Source organism: Spirosoma liriopis (genome assembly GCF_023196085.1).
Classification (GTDB): Bacteria; Bacteroidota; Bacteroidia; order Cytophagales; family Spirosomataceae; genus Spirosoma; species Spirosoma oryzicola.
Genome location: NZ_JALPRF010000011.1, coordinates 77,819 through 97,888 on the forward strand (window position 1 = coordinate 77,819; position 20,070 = coordinate 97,888).

General features: G+C 52.1%; 14 protein-coding genes. 1 reads left to right on the forward strand and 13 read right to left on the reverse strand.

The annotated features are described in order from the left end of the window. Positions 1–75: 75 nt before the first annotated feature. From M0L20_RS28215 to M0L20_RS28230, 4 genes are all read right to left on the reverse strand, one after another. Positions 76–2,160, reverse strand: coding sequence for a tetratricopeptide repeat-containing sensor histidine kinase (locus M0L20_RS28215; protein ID WP_248480532.1), 2,085 nt, complete (start codon positions 2,158–2,160; stop codon positions 76–78). A gap of 511 nt (positions 2,161–2,671) precedes the next feature. After that, on the reverse strand, positions 2,672–3,586 hold the full coding sequence (locus M0L20_RS28220) for a helix-turn-helix domain-containing protein (RefSeq protein ID WP_248480534.1): 915 nt from the start codon (positions 3,584–3,586) through the stop codon (positions 2,672–2,674). Positions 3,587–3,618: 32 nt separating this feature from the next. Next, positions 3,619–4,356 (reverse strand): SDR family oxidoreductase, encoded by a 738-nt coding sequence (locus M0L20_RS28225; protein WP_248480536.1) that lies wholly within the window; start codon positions 4,354–4,356, stop codon positions 3,619–3,621. Positions 4,357–4,358: 2 nt separating this feature from the next. Continuing rightward, positions 4,359–5,270 carry an NmrA family NAD(P)-binding protein gene (locus M0L20_RS28230; protein ID WP_248480537.1) on the reverse strand — a complete coding sequence of 304 codons (912 nt, stop codon included), beginning with the start codon at positions 5,268–5,270 and terminating at the stop codon, positions 4,359–4,361. Positions 5,271–5,641: 371 nt separating this feature from the next. Between M0L20_RS28230 and M0L20_RS28235 the strand changes: the two genes are divergently transcribed. Continuing rightward, complete coding sequence (locus tag M0L20_RS28235) at positions 5,642–6,769, forward strand: PepSY-like domain-containing protein (protein WP_248480538.1); 1,128 nt, start codon at positions 5,642–5,644, stop codon at positions 6,767–6,769. A gap of 153 nt (positions 6,770–6,922) precedes the next feature. On the opposite strand, the gene M0L20_RS28240 is transcribed toward M0L20_RS28235, so the two are convergent. The 9 genes from M0L20_RS28240 to M0L20_RS28280 all read right to left on the reverse strand — a co-directional run bounded on the left by M0L20_RS28240 (position 6,923) and on the right by M0L20_RS28280 (position 19,944). Then, positions 6,923–7,375, reverse strand: coding sequence for a DoxX family protein (locus M0L20_RS28240; protein ID WP_232563961.1), 453 nt, complete (start codon positions 7,373–7,375; stop codon positions 6,923–6,925). 157 nt (positions 7,376–7,532) lie between these two features. Continuing rightward, positions 7,533–8,861: a sensor histidine kinase gene (locus tag M0L20_RS28245; protein WP_248480539.1), complete on the reverse strand. Its 1,329-nt coding sequence runs from the start codon at positions 8,859–8,861 to the stop codon at positions 7,533–7,535. Positions 8,862–8,885: 24 nt separating this feature from the next. Continuing rightward, on the reverse strand, positions 8,886–9,569 hold the full coding sequence (locus M0L20_RS28250) for a response regulator transcription factor (RefSeq protein ID WP_232563959.1): 684 nt from the start codon (positions 9,567–9,569) through the stop codon (positions 8,886–8,888). Next, positions 9,569–10,246: a hypothetical protein gene (locus M0L20_RS28255; RefSeq protein ID WP_248480540.1), complete on the reverse strand. Its 678-nt coding sequence runs from the start codon at positions 10,244–10,246 to the stop codon at positions 9,569–9,571. The genes M0L20_RS28250 and M0L20_RS28255 overlap by 1 nt, the downstream gene beginning before the upstream one ends. Positions 10,247–10,645: 399 nt before the next feature. Then, entirely contained in the window at positions 10,646–11,533 is an 888-nt protein-coding gene (locus M0L20_RS28260) for an FHA domain-containing protein (protein ID WP_248480541.1), read from the reverse strand. Between the two features lie 145 nt (positions 11,534–11,678). Beyond that, complete coding sequence (locus M0L20_RS28265) at positions 11,679–15,650, reverse strand: FtsW/RodA/SpoVE family cell cycle protein (RefSeq protein ID WP_248480543.1); 3,972 nt, start codon at positions 15,648–15,650, stop codon at positions 11,679–11,681. 19 nt (positions 15,651–15,669) lie between these two features. Further along, on the reverse strand, positions 15,670–16,950 hold the full coding sequence (locus M0L20_RS28270) for a serine/threonine-protein kinase (RefSeq protein ID WP_248480545.1): 1,281 nt from the start codon (positions 16,948–16,950) through the stop codon (positions 15,670–15,672). A 7-nt stretch (positions 16,951–16,957) separates the two neighbouring features. Further along, complete coding sequence (locus tag M0L20_RS28275) at positions 16,958–18,511, reverse strand: serine/threonine protein kinase (RefSeq protein ID WP_248480547.1); 1,554 nt, start codon at positions 18,509–18,511, stop codon at positions 16,958–16,960. Further along, on the reverse strand, positions 18,511–19,944 hold the full coding sequence (locus tag M0L20_RS28280) for a PP2C family protein-serine/threonine phosphatase (protein ID WP_248480549.1): 1,434 nt from the start codon (positions 19,942–19,944) through the stop codon (positions 18,511–18,513). Before M0L20_RS28280 ends, M0L20_RS28275 begins: the two co-directional genes overlap by 1 nt. Positions 19,945–20,070: the final 126 nt, after the last annotated feature.

Here is a 20,070-nt window from a genome sequence, read left to right on the forward strand (position 1 = left end):
TATGATTAAATGTCTGCGTTTACGTGGCTCAATAAGCTGATAAACAACAAGAAATGCAGGGTCATAGCCCGTTGGCTAGGCCGTAGACAGCCTTGTATTTTGAAACGACAGCCGGAAGAGCGTACCATTTTGCTTAAGCCATTCGCCCTGACCATCCAGCTGTTCGCTGAGCGACATGATCAGGCGTTTGCCGAACGATTTGGATTTGTTTGGTCCCTGCCACTCACGAACGTCGATACCCGGCCCGTTGTCCTGCACTTCAAGCATCATGTTTGCATTGAGGTTATTCTTGTTTCGGTAGAGGTTGATGCGTAACAAGGGACAGGGGTTGTTTGAATAAGCGTATTTGAAAGCATTGGTTACCAGCTCATTCACAATCAAGCCCAGCGGTATGGCAACATCAACATCCAACTCGGGCAGATCGACGTTGAGTTGTAGCGTAAACTTGTCGTGCTGATAGCCGTAGGCCCGCATGAGACTATACGCCAAATCGGTGAGGTACTCGGCCATGTTGACAGCCGTGAGCTGATCGGTCTGGTACAGCCGCTGGTGAATCAACGACATCGCTTCAACCCGCTGCTGCCCAACCCGTACAGCCTGAATTGCTTTTTCATCGTCGAGTCGGCTCGACTGGAGTTTAAGCAGGCTCGAAACGATAGCCAGGTTATTCTTGACGCGGTGGTGCAATTCCTTCATCAACGTGCGCAGTTGATCGGACTGACTCATCAGTTGCTGACTGTTAACGGTGATAATTTCGTTCTGGATCGACAAGCGTCGATTGGTCCGCCGGATAATCGTGTATTGTCCGACCAGCGCGCTCAACAGAAGCAGTAGCGCTCCCAGCCCACCGGTCATGTACTGGATTTGCCGGGTACGCTGTCGATTGTACTGATCAAGTTCGGCAATCCGATGTACTTTTTTCTGGGTGTCGTACTTCGTTTGCAGCTCTGCGACAGCGCGTGTTTTTTCAATATCGGCCATCGCTCGGATCTGAGCCACCCGGCGTTTCTCTTCCGACTGGATGGTTGCAATTTGGTTTGCCTTCTTAGCCTCCATGCGCGCTATGGTCTGCGTTCGGGCCAGTTCCAGATTGGCTTTAATGGTAGCCAGCGCCTGAGTTTGCTGTGTGGCATACTTTCCCTCCAACTGGCTGATCGTACGTGTTTTGGCAATAGTCATTAAGGAGTCATCTATACGCTTGTTACGCACCAGAGACGCGTACGCCTTATCGTACTGACCGGCATCGGCATATACAGTAGCCGCCGTGGCGTACACCGTACTAACCAGCGACGCATCCTTTGACTGTTTGCTCAGTGTTAGCGCGTTTTCTGTATACTGAATGGCTTTATCCGGTTGTTTTAAACCATTGTAAGCCGTTGCCAGATTCCGGTAGTTATGAATGAGACTGCTAACTTTCCTGACGGCCAGGTTAATTGCCAATGCTTTTTCAAGATAGGTAATGGCCTTCTGGTACTGGCCTTCAACCGTATAGTTCTTACCCAGATTGTTGTAGAGGATACGGGCATCTTCCGACGTTACTTCCGTTTGACCAATGGGAGCCAGTGCTTTGTAAAAATAGTTTCGAGCTAATTTATAATCGCCAAAGTCTTCGTAGAGGATTCCTATGTTGATGTAATTACTTCTCAACGATTGAACCGCCCCTAAACGCTCGTTGAGCGCAATAGCCTTCTGCATGTAATCAAGCCCCTGTCTACTGTACGCCAGGACACCCTGATTTTGCCCGATCATCTTGTAAAGCAATCCCATGTTGTGGTACACTGTTGCAACAGCTTTTGACGCATTGACCTTACTGTATTCCGCTAATGACTTTTGATAAAACGTTAATGCATCTTCGAATAAGCCCTGGTGCACAAGAATGACCCCGCTAAGCCGATTGTAATCGCCTAGACCAATCCAGTAATGGGCACGCAGACAAACAGGCTGCATGCGCTTTAGGTAGCTGAGCGCTGAGTCGGATTGGTTCTGCTTATAAAACAGATTAGCGATATCATAATAGGTGTTGGCACGGGTCGTGTCGGGCAGCCTATGAACGAGTACCGTCTTCAGGCTGTCAATTTTCCTCTGCTGGGCCATTGTTGCCGAGCCTATGGTTAATAAGATCAGGATAAGGCGGCCAACAGACGGTAGATGCAGTTTCATGGTTGTTTAACTAGACTAATTGAGTACAATAATTTGGCGATAGCGATAACGCTCAAGTAGAAAATTGACGGCTACCGTACGGTAGCCTGCCGGTCAATGGGTACAAGGTTTTGAGACTTAAAGAGACAAAAAAAAAGGCCCACCCGCGTGCCAAAAAGCATCACCGATGTGCCAAAATGCATGGCAGAAGCCTTAAAAGGCTTGTTTAATCGACAAAAACGGGTGTTTGAAAAATGAAATGAATAAAACCCGCTGGTTTAGGGTCTTATTGTTTTAAAAGCTCTCAAACCAGCGGGTATGTTCTGAAACGTTGGACGTGCCAGAAGAATTGACCGTAAGCCTGCCGTCACTTAAGCAAACTAATGCGTCCTGCGGTGGGGTAGTATCGGTCAGGCGGGGGTAAGTAGTCACTTACTTTCGGGAAGGAATTTGCTGTTCGAAAAGGATCATGACCAGCGCGGTGCGTCAGAAAATGCAGAAAAGGGCCAGGAGAATCGGTGGATACGAAGACCTAATTGAACGACTGTTTGAATGCCACCGGAGAGAGAGCCGTCTTTAATTTAAACAACCGACTGAACGACTGAGGGTGCTCAAAACCCAACTGGTAAGCGACCTCGGAAACCGACAGCTGCGACGTTGACAAAAGTTCTTTTGCTTTTTCGACCAATTTATGGTGGATGAGATGCTGGGCATTCTGACCAGTTGATACGCGCAGCATATCGCTTAGGTAGCTGGGCGATAGATGCAGCCGGTCGGCAAGATACTGGACCGTAGGAATACCTTGTTTCAACGAGGTTTGGTTTGCGTAATAATCGTCTAAAAGATCGTCCAGCTTTTGCAGCAGGTCGTTGTTGACGGCTTTGCGGGTAAGGAATTGTCGCTTGTAGAACCGGTTGCTATAGGTAAGCAGCAACTCAAGTTGCGAGATAATGACATCTTGGCTAAAATCATCGATCCGGTTAGTTAGTTCATCATCGATAATCCTGAAAACCAGCATGATCGTTGCTTTTTCCTCATCCGATACATGAAGCGCTTCGTTGGCCGAGTAAGAAAAGAAACCGTATTGCTTGATCTTTTTGGCTATTGCGTACGACAAAAGAAAATCAGGGTGAATCAGTACCATATAGCCCGTAGTAGGCTCGCCACTGGGGCTTTCAAATACCTGTCCCGGTGCTGTGAATACCAGGCCGCCTTCACTGAAATCGTAGTAATTTTGTCCGTACCGGGCTTTGCCGCATAGAGTGGCTTTATAGGCGATTTTGTAGAAGTTCAGTACCAGAGAGCCGGGTAAAACGGCTGGCTCGTAGTTCATTTGTTCAATATCGATAAAGCTGACTAACGGATGTTTGGGTTTTGGAAGCCCAAACATCCGGTGAAAATGGGTCAATGAGTCAACCTTCTGCAACACGGTTTCTGGCTTTTTCATCGGGTAACGTTATAGGTTCTATACGCAGTTTGCTACCAGGGAGTTTCGCCGGTCTGCGGATTGTGTTCCTCGGCAATGAATTTCCCAGTTGGTCCGTCCTGTCCGATCATGGCGTACTTAGCGATGCGAGTGCCCCCTTCCTGAACGGTGCCGGTACCCCGGTGATTGTTAAAGTCGGTCGCCACAAAACCGGGGCATACCGCATTGACTTTAAAGGCGGTATCTCTCAACTGATAAGCCAGGTCGATTGTGTACATGTTCACTGCCGCTTTCGAAGAAGGATAAAGCGCGGCTTTGTGCGAATAATAAGTCCAGGTAGGGTCACTTTGCAAGGTAAGCGAACTACCGCTAGACGAAACGTTGACAATGCGGGGTTGGGCAGACTTTTTCAGCAAATCGATAAAGGCTTGCGTGACCCGCACCACTCCATACAGATTCGTGTTGAATACCCGTTCGAACTGGTCAACGCTGGCTTCCAGAGACGACTGGGGCATACCTCCGTTGATACCGGCATTATTGACCAGTACGTCCAGCACATCGGTTTTACGACCTATTTCCTCGCGGGCGGCCCGTACGGATTCGGAGTTGGTAACCTCCAGTTGTACCGCTTCGACTTGGGTTAATCCCTCCGCCTTCAGCTTCTCGACAGCGGCCTGACCATTTTCCAGGCTGCGGCTACCGATGTACACGTAATAGCCATTTTGCAGCAATTGGCGGGCTGTTTCGAAACCAATCCCTTTGTTGGCTCCTGTAATGAGTACCTGTTTCATGGCTATTTCGGTTGATTGTGATAAACCTGGGCAAATTCCTGAGCGAACTGGCTCAGTTTGGTTTTGCCCAAAACGGGTTTGTGTCGGTAAAAATCGTCGTACAAGCTCCCGCTCCGTTGCGCGGCTTGCATTTCGACAAAGCCATTGGCGATCCAGGGGTTCATACCGGCGGCTAACAGCTCACTCAGCATTTGCTCATCCGGAACAACGGTCCATGTCAGATCCGGCAACCCAATCGCTTCACCCAGAAGCTGCGCTATTTCATTGGGCGAAACTTCATCACTTGCGAGGTAGTGCACAGTTCTGCCCACAAACGGTTTTTCCATCTCTTGGGCAATGGTTGTAGCAATATCCAGCGGTGAAACCCAGGGTTCCTTTTGATCTCCACCGTAGCTTTGAAGAATGGTATGCTGCGTTTTAATGGAGTTGAGGTAGCGATAAAGATTAGTGTAAAAGCCGACGGGTCTCATGAATTTGATACCCACATCACCCGGCAGTTGTCGAAGTATGGTTTCGACCTTGTTATGTAAAGAAAGACTGCCTGTTCCCTGGTCCGTGTGGGCACCTATGCTACTCAGATGCACAACTCGTTTGACACCCGATTGCTCGACCGCTTCTTTGTAGTTGGTACCGATCCGTTCGAATGCGGCCACAAAATCAACGTTCTTGTCAAAGATACTGCCCACGCCCTCCCAGGCTTCCATGAGATACACGACATCCGCGCCATTGAATGTTTGAGTCAGGAAGTGGGCGTCCTGAAATGAACCGATGGCTGCTTTTGCGCCCAATGCCTCGATGGCCACTTGTCGCTCGCCTTTGCTGGAAATGACGGTTACGGAATGGCCTTTCTCGACTAGCTCCTTGGTCAAGGGTTTACCGATGGTACCAATCGACCCCGTGATTACGATATTCATACCCGTGTTTTTTGTTTTGGCAAAGGTTGCCAACCAGCAAACGGATGGAATAACTGAAATGAGGATTTACCTAACCGGAATGAGGGTTCATTGTGGTGTCAGGTTCTCAAACTTGACACCACAGCCTGCTGATGGCATTTTTCTCTTTGGTTTAAGGCGCAACTGGAAAGGTTCATTCTCGGCCTGTCTTCGCGCTTGATGTGGGCAAAATCGGCTTTCCCTAAGCATCTTTTACGGGAGAAGCGAGTACGTCAGCAACAGCCGTTTGCCAGGCGATCTCTGAACCCGCGTATCGTCCTGGAATTAATTTTATCTTAAGCAAATCTTCATCTGACTAAGGCAACTTTGGTCAAACAACGTAAAGAAAACCAATGAAACGAAGCATTTTATCCGTTGCCTTGCTGGTTCTGCTGCTCAACGCGAGTTGCAGTAAAACGGCATTGGCACCCGATCTAACCCAGTCGACAGAAACCAGTACGCTTTTTGGTGCCCGTGTGTCAACGGGTTTAGTAGCCCTACCTGCCTCGACACTCCCGACGGCGGTAAAAAGCTATCTCGATCAGAACGTATCGGGCTACACGCTGATTCGCGTCGAAAAAATGAGACAGCCCGGCACAACAACCTATTGGGGAACGAAAGTAACGGTGCTGCAAAATGGGGTACCCGTCGATTATTTCTTCGACACGAACGGAGCGCTAACCACCCGGCCCGCTGGTCCACGGGGAGAAATCATTACGCGCCTGACGGCGGCCCAGCTACCCGCTTCGGTTAGTAACTACCTGAATCAGACCTATGCCGGTTATCAGCTTGTCGTCGCGGAATCGATGCAAATTAATGGGACTGCGCAGGAATACCGGGTGCAGATCCTGTCAAACAATCAGCGGATTGATGTGCATTTCGACGGTACAGGTACCTTCCGCGATGCGCATGGAGCCCCAAGCAATTTAGAGACTGCGCACTCGGTTACCTACATCTCGCGGGACAATCTGTCGGACGCTATCAAGACGACGTTGAACAGCACCTATTCGAACTATAAGTACGGATGGGCTGAGCAGCACGTGCATGATGGAACGACCACCTATGACGTTAAACTGTTCAACAATGGCCAACCCGTCGTGTTGCATTTTGATACCTCAGGAGCGCAGGTTGCTCCGGCGGGACCGGGCGGCCCTACTGGACCAGGCTCAACGACTGCCGTAGCCGGTCCTGGGTCTACAACTGCTGTAGCCGGACCTAAACCAGCTGGCCCGGCGGGTGCTCCGACACCACCGGCAGCCGCTGATCGCCAGCTTATTCTGGATGCGGCCAGCTTACCGTCGGCCATAACGTCCTATTTGCAGGCTAATTTCAGTGGTTATATATTCCTGGCGGCCGATTTGCATACCCCACCTACAGGAACGACCGGCGAGTACAAAGTCGACCTGGCCGTTGGGCAACAGTTGTACAAACTGAAGTTCTCGTCGTCGGGCGAATTATTGAAGGCCGAAGCAAGACGGTAAACACTGTTACACAGAGCTAATAGAATTACTGGGGCCAATCTACGTAAGATTGGCCCCAGTCCATTTATAGACAATGTGCATTGGCGCGAGACACAGACGGTTGAAGTTGCTGTCATTGACCAACAGCCATACAGGCGCAGGAAAAGAAGTTTCCTAGTATCTGTTTTTGGCTAGTTCGGCATCTACACTCGCCTTACCTCCTCCGGCTATTAGTACGATCAGGGCCAGGCCAAACAGCAGAATAAAGTATTCGATTCCTTCTTCTTTATTGGCCTCAGCGCCCCAGTTCATAAAGAAACCCGTAGACGAATGAGCAGTTAAGACAATACCGATGAAGTTACCCAGGATTCCGAGAGCAGCTACGCGGGTGGCCGCTCCGAGAAAAAGCATCAGGGGGCCAAAAAATTCGATTAGAATCACCAGAAGGCCCACAATCCAGGGAAGCCCCGCCGAGCCCGTCAAAAAACCCATTGTTCCCTCAAATCCGGAACCTCCAAACCAGCCTAGTAACTTTTGAGCTCCGTGTGGAAATACGACGATTCCCAAAGCCAGTCGGGCAATTAAAGGCGTTATGCTAGCCGGGTTTGTAGCGAATAGTTGTTTCATAGGCTTTTTAATAAGCTGGATTAGGCATCGGTTGAATTAGGCGCAAATTGTAAAATTTACTGATATCACCCATAAAATCAGGTTATTCGGAGGAAGAATAGTATCAATAGTACGCTTCTGGCAAAAAACGAATCTGTTGGGGCGCAAACGTTGCCGGTTATGCGCTAAAGCGGACTTCGGCCCGGAATGTCTCATTCGTTGCGGATACCGTAAGGGAGCTGCCCATGAGTCGGACAATTTGATGACTGATCCAAAGTCCTAGCCCGTAGCCGTCGTGACGAACATCCGCCTGATAAAATTCTCGGGTCAATCGGTCGGGATCGGGAATCGGAACGTTTGTCTGGTTGCTCAATGACCAGACGATTTCGTTGTTTTGCGCCACAATGCTCAGGTCGAGCTGCGTGTTGGGTCGGGCGTATTTAACCGCGTTGTCGAGCAAATTCAGCAGTACGTTCGTCAGTTTATCCTGGTCGGCCACAACGGTAAGTGATGCGCTGGATTCATCCAGTTGAATAGCCAGGTACAGGTTCCGCTTATTGATTGCGTGGTGGTATCGCTCGGTCAGGTACAAGGTTAAATCATCCAGCTCAATACGTTCGGGGCGAAGTTGCAGCGTACCCGCACGTAGCTGACTCATCGCCAGCAAATCATCGACCAATCGGCTTAACCGGCGTAGCTCGGTGAGTTGGCTGGACAGAAAATGCCGCTCCCGGTCATTGATCGCTTCGCGCTGGGCTACTTCGATCTCGGTGCGCAAAATACTGAGTGGTGTCCGTAGCTCGTGCGAAGCAGCCGCAAAAAAGTTGTGTTGTGTATCGACCGCCTGACGGATCCGGACCAACATGTCGTTCATGGTATTGGCCAGTTCCTGAAATTCGTCTCCTGAGTTGGGTGTCGGAATAGGCGTGACATGTTCCGCCTGATTGACCGACCGTGCCGAGTCGATGATGGCCCGTAACGGGCGTAGCAGCCAACCACTTAGCCACCAGGCTCCCAGTATGGATAAGCTCATGCTCATGAACAGGGTAATGGCTAATAACCAGCCAATCTGGCCCAGCTGATGATTCAGCGGATTACTGCTTCGCCCGACAACGACGGATAGGTTGCCATAGCCATCATCGGCCATGCGGACCACCCGCGCCAGCCGGAACGTATCGCGTTGAACGATTGAATCCCTGCCGGAAACCGAAGCGGATTCCGGAAAGGAAGGCGAACGATATAGCTTCTTTTTGACATTGTTGGCCGTGTAGTCCAGCGATAATACTTCACCTCGTTCCGGCAACGGAATAACCAGCGGGTAAACGGATGTGCGTTCGGCCAATCGACTGGCCCGGTCGATCAGGGTACGATTATCCTGTTGAATCAGTACCTGTCGCACCTGGTTAAAAACATACATAGCCGCTCCGGCGAACCCCAAAAAAAAGGTAGCGCCAAATACCAAACCAATTTTCAGGCGAATGCTGCGGGCGGGACGCAAAAATGACATACGTGTGGCGTTGAGGCAGGCAGATTACTTTACGTCGAGCGAACCTTTTAGCCGGTATCCGACGCCCACCACCGTTTCGAGCAGTGGCGTTGCAAATCCCCGGTCAATCTTTTTACGGAGCTGGTGGACATGCACTTCAACAACATTGCTGCCCCGGTCGAAATCCGATTCCCAGACTTTTTCGGTTAGCTGCGCTTTGGAAAGAACCCGCCCGGCCTGGCGCATGAGCTGTTCCAGCAGCTGGTATTCGCGGGGAGTTAGCGTAATCGACTTTCCTCCCCGACTCACCTGACGACTTGCCAGGTCCATCGTCAAATCGCCTACTCGCCACACGGCCAATCGACTTCCCGTCTGACTTCGTTGCACGGTACGAATCCGGGCGAGCAGCTCGTCTAGCTCGAAGGGTTTGCGCAGGTAATCGACAGCACCTAAATCCAGTCCTTCGACTACGTGTTTGGACTGATTGAGGGCGCTCAGGATCATCACGGGCGCGTCGATGCCAAACGCCCGCAGGGTGCGCAGCACATCAAAACCCGTTGTGCCCGGTAGCATCAGATCCAGTAGAATCAGTTCGTAGCCACCTACCGCTGCCAGTTCGAGACCAGCGGCCGCCGACAGGGCAATATCGACCGAATACCCAGCCTGTCTAAGCCCTTTTTGCAGGTGTAGTACTAACTTTTCTTCGTCGTCGATCAATAATAGTTTCATTAGAGTGCAAACGTTTGGCCTCGTATGGTTAAAGTTGTTGGGTGGAGTACAGGGCGGCCGGTTCGATTGACGAAGCCATCTGCGGTTCGTTCAAATCCCGTAACGCCCAATCGCTGAACGCCCGTCAGCAGGGAGCTGATCTGCTCGACCTGGTGGGGCTTCAACTCTATCAGGTATTTATCGGTCAGCAGGGCGGTCAGTTGCCCCTGTCCACTATGTATTTTACTAATCAGTGGACCCTCTGTCTGAATCAATTGTCCCTGCCGGGGTGGTGGGGGCGGCAAATCGGCAAGTTGAAAGCTCGTACCTAGTGTTTGGTTACGCAATCGAATCAGCCGGTAGGTTGTTATGGTTGATCGGTCCGTCTCCGTTGTTTCACCTGGCCCTCCCAATCCGGGTTGGGCAAGCTCTGGCCTTCCGGGCTGGGGTTCCACATCGGCTTGTATACGCTGTCCTGTGGCTGCCAGCTTTAGAATCCGGGAGGCCGTATGCGGTGGAAACAACAGATGAGCCTCCCCCACCGAGGTTTGCAACCGTAACCCATCGTAATCGCCGATCCGATTGGACAGATAGCCGAGTACTCGTCCCGAAACAGTCGTAGGCGTATGAGCGAATACGCGAATCAAGTCAGTCGAGAGGATAAGTAGTACAAAAAGAGTATGTAGCCTTTGTTTCATAGGCAGGGAGTGGTTGGTCAGCACTCGATGAGAGTACCTTTTGTCCTTAGAATATGTTTCGACCGCAGCTTGCCGAGTGCTATGTAGGTATTTATCACTAAACGAATCGTCGCGCTCATTGTGCATGCTACAATCACCGCAAGCCTTGTTGTATAATGCTAAACTAGGGGAGTGATCTAAGGGGGATCTTAGAATACTATTAAATTTTCTTAAGCTGCCCGTATAAGCCAGGATGCTTTTAACAAAGATTACAACCTTGATATACTAGCTTGATCGTGCCGATATGTGAAGAATGGGTGTGGTGGCGGTTTTGAGAAACCGCCACCGTCAGGTTCTCAAACCTGATTACAGGACTATAGGCGCGAAGCGAAGAGACGGTAATGCCACAAACTGACCCGTCTACAGTAATTCAAAAAAGAGCGTGACTTCGCCACCCAATTCAATCTGATCTCCGTTTTGGAGGGGATAGCCCATTCCTGCAATATCGGCCCGCTCTATTGAATCATCCGGGTGTATGAGTTTGGTTTTATTGCCCCCGGCAGGCAGTCCACCCGGATCGACAAGGAGTACGTACCGTTTCTGAGCGGGGTCGAAGCGAATCGTTGCATGCGCCCGACTAACCGCTCCATTTCCCGCCCCTTTCGCTGAGTCGTAACTGGGGTCTTCCTCATTCAGAATGACAATGTCATTCGTTCGAACGCGTCCTGACGCCGTTTGGGTGGTACGGCCGCGCCCGATGCAGAACGTCGTCTTTTTCGCTGAATCAAGAATGTATTCCGGCTGTTCCAACTGCCCTACTAAAGCTGTCACCCTGGCGTGAAGGGGGGCGTTATCCGGTTTTGACCGATCAACGACAACCAGTCCCAAATTCCCTTCCCGGTATGTAGTGTCGGGTAATGTGTCCGTGAAAAAGGTATACGCAAACTGCCAGTTTTTGGGCAACGTGATGTAATTGTCAGCCAATTGACGAGACAGTTCGGCCTCAAATTTTCCCGGCTGATTCGTCCACAGAACGACCCGGTATAATTCTTCATCCGCTGGGGTGGTACATAAAACAGACAATTGAATTCCAGCCGGAGCGGTGTCCGGTTCGTTTTGGTAAGCCCGTAGTTTACCGATGATAAACCGCATGACCTGCTCCCGTACCTGAGCGGCTGGCGGAGGCCCGGTCGTCGTGGATGTCGGCGCAACGGAAACTGGTTCACCTGGCCGACTGGTGGACGCAATAGGCTGCTCTTCCGTCGAGGCTAACCCGAACAAATTTTTAACCTTATCGATTAGGCTCATTATGCATTGAGTGTTGAAATAGGCTTAACATTTCACAACAAACTTGAAGTCAGCCTTTTTGTCATTCCGACGATGGACCTCTGGTTGCCAATAGAATTATAATTATTACCGAAGGTCCCTCCTGCGTCGGGATGAAAAAAAATTGTTAAAAGCTTCCTAAATAGTTACGTTCTTTCAAGATAGGGGCCACGACGGTGTTCGCCAGGTTGACGGCATCCGCGGAGGATTGACCCAACTCGATCCGTACCGCAACCACTGTATGCGACCGACCGTCCGATGTAGGAGCAAAAAATACGTACCACCCATCATTCCGCTTAACACCCTGTACGATCCGTTCGGGCGTACCGGTTTTACCAGCCACCCGCGCGACGCTGATCTTAGCCCGCCCCTCCGATGGGTTCGACTGTTCAATCATAAATTCCTGTAGCTGCTCGGCATAATCCGCTCGGCGAGCCACGGACTTGCCGGTGCTGATCGTTTGTGGTTTACCCGCTTTATCCAGTACGTAACGCGACGGTTGCAGGATACCCTGGTTTGCAATGGCCCCGGCCATTCGCGCCATCGATACGGGCGTTGCTGTCAATTGGCCCTGTCCCCAAGCCAGCCCCGAAAATTCACTCCGGTAGCGTCTCGGGTATTGCGTACTCTGGTACAATTTCCGGCGAACTGCAAACGTCGAATCGCGCCAGTGCTGCCGGATCTGAACCTGTTCCGCGTCGGTATGCGTATTCGAAAAAGAATAGCCGCCAATTAGATCGACGTTCATACCCGTAGCTAGATACAGATCGGCCAGTTCATTATCCAGCGCCTTGTCGTTCGCCATTCGGATAAAATAAACGTTGCTCGACCGAACGATCGCCTTGCGCATATCGACCGTTTCTCCGCAGGGTTCAGATTCCCGCGCACCCCGTCGGATGATCTCCTGACACGAAATTGGGTAGCTAACGGATGATGCCGAGGCACCTACTTTATTAAACGCAGCCATTGCCGTCAGAATTTTAGCCGTCGAGCCAGGGGCCGTTGGATAGGTCATGCCCAAATCGCGCTCGGTGACCAGATACGGTAGTTCAAGCCGATCCCGGTCTGACAGCAGCATAACATCGGGCGTTTTAAGATTGGGCAAAGGGTAAGTCGCCGACGCCAGCACATCGCCCGATCCCGCATTGAGCACGACCACCGAAAGACGCTTGTCGTTGTACTCCGATTTAGCCAGCCCTTTCTGTAACGCAACTTGCAACTCCGCATCGAGACTCAGCTTGATGTCGCGGTTCTGGGCTTTCCGGTCGGTTACTTCACGGCTGTCGATTCCAGCCCGTAGAGCGGGAGCCAGTTCGCTGTAGTCGTAAACGGATAGCGTACGCGTTTGCTGAACCGGCGGGCTAAAGCGATCGGCCTGGTAGTCGGTGGCCACAAGCGTTGTTTTACGGGGGCGACTGTTGAAGCCGCGCAGTTCGCTGAAATGGGTAGCTTCGGCGTAATACCCATTGCTTTGTCCCCAGAAAAGTTGCGTATTCAAATCACCGGTCCAGAAAAACAGCTGCTCACCAAACGGGTAATACCGTTGCAGTCGTTTGCGCGTGAGCGTCTGAATCTGATCCGATGTTAACCCGCTTTGGCGGAGTTGTGCCGACTGCTGCGTAACCCGTTCGGGTGAACTGGTTGCCAGTACCAGACCCTTCCGGTCGTAGACCGTGCCTGCCGCCAGCACGCGGGTTAGCCGCTCGATGCGGGGGTTATAGCTGTATACGGGATCACCGTAGCGGGTCACCACCCGAGCCGGACGAACGATATACTCATTGCCCCGCCACCCGACAATTGGTAACAAGCGACCAATCAGAATTAACACTCCGATCAGAAACCCGGCGATACCCGCCATCAGGACCCTGTCGTAGTGCTTCTCCAGGTACTGGCGTTGTTCCAACTGCCCCGGCCGATTGGCGACGCTAAACACAACGCCCATAGCCATCAGGTTGATGATCAGTGAAATCTTGCCGTAACTTAGGAACGGCACGCTGATTCCCGTCAGGGGTAACAACCCGATGGAGCCGCCCGCAATAATCAAAAACTGAACACCGGTCGCAATGGCGATACCCGCTACCAGAAAGAAGCTAAAGGGCTGACCCGCTCGCCGGGCGTGCAAAAAAATTCGGTGCAACAGTATACCCATCAGCAGGAAAACGGCTACGAGACCAAACCCGCCCAGTTCTTCACCCACGCTCGGCAGAATCATGTCCGTATGAGCGGCTGGCATGGTACCTGCCAACCCCTTTCCGAGTCCTTGCCCGGTCCAGCCACCCGTTGACAAGGCCCAAAAGCCGTGCGCCAGATGATCACCACCATACACATCATTATTCCAGGGGTTAAGCCACATCGCTTTCCGGTCGGCCAGCCGGTTTCCAACGAACGGCAACAGATCGCCAAACGCAAACATCGCCATCACCAGAAGCAGCAATACGGGGGCTTCGGTAAACAAAGCGGCCCAGCCCAGCCGAGTCCGCGAACGGGCCTCGCCCTGCCCGTACATATACCCGATCAGAACCACTAAGCTGAGTAACGTAGCGGCCCAGCCGGGTAATAACCAGAGCGCTACGCCGTAGCCAAAACCTGTTGCCAGTGTTAGCGGTAGATTTCCCCGGGCTATGCTGTAAAAAAGCAGGAACGTAAAGCAAACGACCAGCGCCGGACCCATATCGCCCAGCAGGAGGTAGAGCAGCATCAGGAACCCCGCTCCGGCCAGTGCACCCAAACTGACCTGAAACCGCCAGCGCAGATCGGGTAGTTGCCGAATCTGTTGCTCATTGGCGGCAAAGAACCCCGCAAAGAAGATCAGCAATAGGTATTTGGTAATTTCACTGGGTTGAAAGCTCAGCCCCAGGATGGACAAATTGACGCGTACACCACTTCCCTCCGGCCCCGAGCCAACAAGCAACGTCAGCGTCGCTAGTCCAATGGCGAGCACAAGCCATGTCCAGCCCGACAACTGTACGGACGTACGGTTCCGGAATGTAAACAGCCAGTCGTAGCGCCAATCCGCGTAAAAGCGCCCGATCGGCAACTGCGATAAAATCGTCAGACCAACCAGGCCGACCACCACACCCTGTACCGTTTGCCAGGCGTAAAGCATGTCCTGCAACGGGTCCTGAATGGCCAGCAGTGTCAGCACCGATAAGCCCGTCAGCAGCATCAGGATCGGCAATAGCAACGGGTCGGGTTGAAAGCGCCGGATATCCCAAAAGCCCTGTACGGCCCAAAACGCCAGCATAAACAGTCCAATAATGGCCCAGAACTGCATCGTAAAAGCGGTGGGCGCACGGACCATAAACGCATGGTCGTTCTTGAGCTGCCCATACGCCGTTGTTCCAATCAGGCGCAGTTGATGCTGACGGCCCGTGAACGTGTACGACTGATCACGGGTCAAATGGCTTGTGCCCCGTCGGCTGCCAAACTCAAAACCGGGCTTGAGCGGAACCACGCTATACCCCGAGCCAACCGTCAGACCCGTAAAGGCAAACGTTCCATCGACATCCGTTCGGGCGTAGGTAAACCGATCGGGCAGCGTATCGGGTTGGGCGGTGGCGGGATGAAGCTTTAGCTGAACCAGTACGTTCGCCATCGGCTCTTCGTCGCGCGTAACCTGACCCGATATTGACTCCGTTCCGCTACCAGCGCTAACGGTAGCGGGATACGGTTTCGGATTAGTCAGTTCGCGAACGTACAGCACCGAGTCGAAACCCATTTGCTGACGGGATACCCGCAGCCGACTCTGAAAATCTATACCACCAATCCGACTACGCCAGGCCACGGGAGCCTGCACGAAAAACAGCCGTTTGTTAAGCGTTCCCAGATTTTCGGGCGAGCCCTGTTGACGAAGTTTAGCGCTCAATGAATCGGCAACCAGGAGTCTGTCCTTCGGGTCACTGTAGTAATTGCCTGTATTAAGTAGGCGCTGGATAGGCGCTGATTTAAGTCCTGATTCGAGGGTTAACGCCTGCCCGCTGGCTAACGCTTCTTTGGCCTCATGTAATGCCGGGGACAGGTTCATAAACAGCCGTCCGAACAGGAGCAGCAGCATAACTGATGCGCCCAGCAAATACGGCCGACCAGAGGGTATATTCATGCAGAAGATTTTTGGTTAATCAAAACGACTTGGTTGAATCAACGACCGTGCGCGATGAATCGGGTATGGCAGCGGGCGGCTCAGCAACGGTTTCCGAAGGGCTTTCTGTTTTGGTTGAATCGGTTGTTGCCTCGACTGGATAATCGGATGAGGACTCGGTCGTATCTTCCACCATCGTCTCGGTCTCCGTCGAATCATTCGCCACAGTTGTCGTATCGGGTACCACGCTGGTTCCGGTGCTGGTCGCCTTGTGGTGCGTTTTGTACAAAACGGCCAGCACCAGCAGCATCGCTACAATGGCAACACTTAACCCGATAAGCCACTTGTTTGTACCGGTGGCCGGTTCTTCATCGGGCACAGAGGCAACGGCTTCCAGCGGTCGGGGAGTCGGTACTGGGGCTGCCACCGTACGCGATGAAACAGGCACCCGCCGATCCGCCGAACGACTGGTCTGTAGCTGTTCGACATTGGCTTGCCGCAGCAGTAAGATCAATTCATTGACATCATTAAGCCGCTCGGCTGGATTTTTGGCTAATGTCCATTCCAGGATCGTTTCCAGACTGGGGGGAAGATACTGTTCCGAAGGTATCTGTAAAGCAGGTGGCGATGTGCGCAGGACATGCCCCATGAACGAAGCGATACCCGCACTGTCCGTCATCGAAAATGGCACCTTCCCCGACAGACATTCGTACAGGACCACGCCCAGCGAATAGTAATCGGTGGCCTTGTCGACGCCCCGTGGATTATCGAATTGCTCCGGCGATGCGTATTCGTAGGTCATCAGCGATTGACCCGTCATCGTTTGCGACTGTTCGTGCAGACGGGCAACGCCAAAATCGGTTAACAGAAAATGAATCTCGCCACTGGGCAAGGGCCGAAAAAGAATGTTTTCCGGCTTAATATCGCGGTGAACAATACCCTGTGGATGAATTACCTTGAAGGCTTCGGCCACTTGCAGCCCCAGTCGAATGGTATTGGACACGTCCAGGTAGCCTTGCTCGCCGAGCAGTGTGCGTAAATTGCCGCCCTCGATCCATTCCATGACAATAAACGGCATCGGCATGTCCAGTTGCACTTCCCGCACCCGCACGACGTTCGGATGGTTGATGTCGGTCATCAACTGCGATTCAAGCCTGAACCGCCGAAGCGTGTCGGCATCGGTATTGAGCGAGAAGTGTTTGATCGCGACCAAATCGCCCGTTTCCAGATGACGCGCTTTCAGCACACGGGCATTCGACCGGCCCAGTTCGCCAATAATTTCGTAACCCGGAAAATGCGTATTGACACTTACTGTTGGCATAAATTAATTAGTGTAACGAGTCTGCCGAAGCCTTACTCATCAATGAATCCAGCGGAGGAGCAAACTGATGCCCAATGATTTTGTAGGTAAGTTTGGTTCCCCGATCACTGTTCGGTGCGGTTTCAATCAGCGACGAATTGGGACCTACGTTGTTGAAATACACTTTTTCTGCTTTATAAAGACCCCCATTGTCTTTGTAATAGTTGACCTTGACCACCACCGATGAAAACGTAACCGGGCTTGGATTGCTCAGTTGAAGTTGAACATTTTTGATCCCACCGAATAAGCCTACCCGATAATCATTGACCTTAACCGCCAGTCCGTCAACGGCGGCTAGCGCTTCCTGCCGGAGCTGCTCCTGCCGGATGGCTTCCTCGGCTTCCCGTTGGTGCCGCGCCGTTTCTTCGGCCACATCGGTCCCTCCGGCGGTGGTGCCCGTGGCGGTTGGGACATCGGCAAGCGTTGTAGACGGGTTGGCTTTTGGCTTAAGGACGGCGAAGTACAGGCCGACGACACCAAGTAAGATAACCAGAGCCAGGATAGTCCATTTTAATCCGTCATTTTTTGGCGGACGAGAAGCGGATCTTGGCGTTGGTTTTGCTTCCGGTAAGGCAGCGTTTACTACGTTAGTCTTATTCGTTTCAGGCTCCCGGCTTTGGGTGGTCTTTACGGACTCTACAGCGGAGGTCGGGAACTTGGGAGCCCGATTTGTCTGTAAATAGCCTAGTTCAGCCTGCTTGATCAGCCAGGTTAATTCATCCGGATCGCTTAGCCGGTCGGCGGCTTTCTTCTGCAATAAACCCCGTAATACTTCCGTGAATGGACTAAGAGCCTGATCGTTCGACGAAATGGGCAGGGCGGGCGGTGCTTCCGTCAGCACTTTATTCATGAACGTGACAATACCCGTATGATCATCCAGCGCAAAGGGTACGCTTCCATGCAGACATTCGTACAGAACCACGCCTAACGAGTAATAATCCGTTGCGACGCCAACGCCTTTTGGGTCGTTAAACTGCTCGGGCGATGCGTATTCGTAGGTCATTAGCGACTGCCCCGTCATCGTAGTCGATTGCTCGTGCAGGCGGGCGACGCCAAAATCCGTTAACAGAAAATGGAGTTCACCACTAGGCAAGGGACGGTACAGAATATTTTCCGGTTTGATATCGCGGTGAACGATACCCTGCGGATGAATCGCCTTGAACGCACTGGCCATTTGCAGTCCTAATCGACTGACCGTTGGTACATCCAGCCCGCCCTGACTGGCGATAAGCTGGTTCAGACTTCCCCCCTCAATCAGTTCCATGACCAGGTAAGGCAATTCCGCTTCCAGTTGCACCTCCCGCACCTTTACGATGTTGGGATGGGCAATGCTGGTCATAATCGCTGATTCCCGGCTAAACCGGCGGAGGGTTTCGGCGTCGGTGTTGAGCGCAAAGTGCTTAATGGCGACCAAATCACCCGTTGCCAGATGACGGGCTTTCAGGATACGCGCATTGCTACGTCCTAACTCGCTTAGCACTTCGTAACCCGGAAACCGCGTGTCAAATCGAATCGTAGACATTACTGGCGTCGTGTTTTAATTGAATCTGGCCCATTTTGTACGGACAGGATTACAACGGTTTTGCGGAAGGTATCTTGTCGAACAGCGGCACTAATTGGTAAGCCCACGTTAGCAAAGTACACGTTTGAGAGTTGCAACTTCGCGTCGCGGGTTGTCTCAATACCGGCCTTGAATCCACTGATCGTTATATTTTCCAGTGGCACGGCTCCTGAGCGGGTAATCCGCAACGCTACCGGTACTTGCGTAGAATCGGCGGGTATAAGAACGGTTAGTCGGTTATCACCCACAATGCTAAGCAACGAATCGGTTACTAACAGAGGTTTCGTCAGCCGAAACGTATCGGCAGGCAAAAGCAGCCGATGGTCTTTGCTGCGATAAGCGTTCTGTAATAACGAATCAAATCGGGAAACTGCCCCTACTGTCGAGCCGGGTTGACTGGTAGTCAGGCTGTCAGCTGTCCGGGCATCCGATTGGTTGGATGGCTGAAATTGGTACCACACGATGGCTGCAACTAGTCCAATCGCGAACAAACTAAATAGAACCCATAACCCGACCGGGCGCTTTCGGGCTGGCTTCGTATCAACCGGTGTTGCCTTTTCGACAAGCGGAACGGCTACGGGTTGCACGCTGGACGCTGGGACCTCTGTTGCCTCGGTCAATGCTGGTACAGGTTTGGTAGCTGATGCGTTATTTTTGGCCAGAACGACCGTAATGTTGTCGTTCCCACCCTGCTTGTTTGCTAGCCGGATCAGCTCGGTCGTTTGCTCGTCAAGGCTACGTTTCTGATTCAGAACTGCTTTGATTTGCGCCTGCGTAATCATATCCGTCAGGCCGTCGCTACAAAACAATAGCCAATCACCCGGCAGAAAATCGGTTTCTCCCGACTCCAGAAAATCAGGGTCATCGACCCGGTGCACCATCGACCCCACATCCCGCAATATTTCGTTCCGGCGTGGGTGCTGCATCGCTTCGGCTTCGGTGAGCTGGTTGGCATCTTCCCGAACGCCAACCAGCGAATGATCGTAGGTTAGCTTTTCGAGAACGCCCTGCCGGTATCGGTACAGGCGTGTATCGCCCACGTGTACGTAATACAGCTTACCCGATTGCGTATCGGCTACGGCGGTGGTCAGCACGCAGCACATCTGCGCCAGTCGAGGCTCCTGCTGACGCTGGGTATTGATTTGGTTATTGGCGAATACGACCGCTTCGCGTAGCATCGACAACGGGTTTCCGTTGGGCGTTGCCATGTATTGCTCAATCGACTCCTTGGCAATAGCCGCTGCCCGGTCGCCCCCGGCGTAACCCCCAACACCGTCGATGACTGCCAGTAACGCACTGGTTTCCGCCCAGATCGTTGCGCAGATAAAAGCGTCCTGATTATCGGTTCGGCGCTGGCCTACGTCGGTCTTACCGGTGAACAGTAATGATTTCATTCAAGCTTATTATTTGACAGGATTAACATGATTTACAGGATTGTTGTCATGTTTTCTTCGACAGGATTCACAGGATTAATATGATTATTGTCGTTCGCATCCTGTAAATCATGTTAATCCTGTCAG

Excerpts from the sequence above, each read along its gene's own strand:
- M0L20_RS28215 (WP_248480532.1), bottom strand. The coding sequence starts at position 2,160 with ATGAAACTGCATCTACCGTCTGTTGGCCGCCTTATCCTGATCTTATTA.
- M0L20_RS28220 (WP_248480534.1), bottom strand. The coding sequence starts at position 3,586 with ATGAAAAAGCCAGAAACCGTGTTGCAGAAGGTTGACTCATTGACCCAT.
- M0L20_RS28225 (WP_248480536.1), bottom strand. The coding sequence starts at position 4,356 with ATGAAACAGGTACTCATTACAGGAGCCAACAAAGGGATTGGTTTCGAA.
- M0L20_RS28230 (WP_248480537.1), bottom strand. The coding sequence starts at position 5,270 with ATGAATATCGTAATCACGGGGTCGATTGGTACCATCGGTAAACCCTTG.
- M0L20_RS28235 (WP_248480538.1), top strand. The coding sequence starts at position 5,642 with ATGAAACGAAGCATTTTATCCGTTGCCTTGCTGGTTCTGCTGCTCAAC.
- M0L20_RS28240 (WP_232563961.1), bottom strand. The coding sequence starts at position 7,375 with ATGAAACAACTATTCGCTACAAACCCGGCTAGCATAACGCCTTTAATT.
- M0L20_RS28245 (WP_248480539.1), bottom strand. The coding sequence starts at position 8,861 with ATGTCATTTTTGCGTCCCGCCCGCAGCATTCGCCTGAAAATTGGTTTG.
- M0L20_RS28250 (WP_232563959.1), bottom strand. The coding sequence starts at position 9,569 with ATGAAACTATTATTGATCGACGACGAAGAAAAGTTAGTACTACACCTG.
- M0L20_RS28255 (WP_248480540.1), bottom strand. The coding sequence starts at position 10,246 with ATGAAACAAAGGCTACATACTCTTTTTGTACTACTTATCCTCTCGACT.
- M0L20_RS28260 (WP_248480541.1), bottom strand. The coding sequence starts at position 11,533 with ATGAGCCTAATCGATAAGGTTAAAAATTTGTTCGGGTTAGCCTCGACG.
- M0L20_RS28265 (WP_248480543.1), bottom strand. The coding sequence starts at position 15,650 with ATGAATATACCCTCTGGTCGGCCGTATTTGCTGGGCGCATCAGTTATG.
- M0L20_RS28270 (WP_248480545.1), bottom strand. The coding sequence starts at position 16,950 with ATGCCAACAGTAAGTGTCAATACGCATTTTCCGGGTTACGAAATTATT.
- M0L20_RS28275 (WP_248480547.1), bottom strand. The coding sequence starts at position 18,511 with ATGTCTACGATTCGATTTGACACGCGGTTTCCGGGTTACGAAGTGCTA.
- M0L20_RS28280 (WP_248480549.1), bottom strand. The coding sequence starts at position 19,944 with ATGAAATCATTACTGTTCACCGGTAAGACCGACGTAGGCCAGCGCCGA.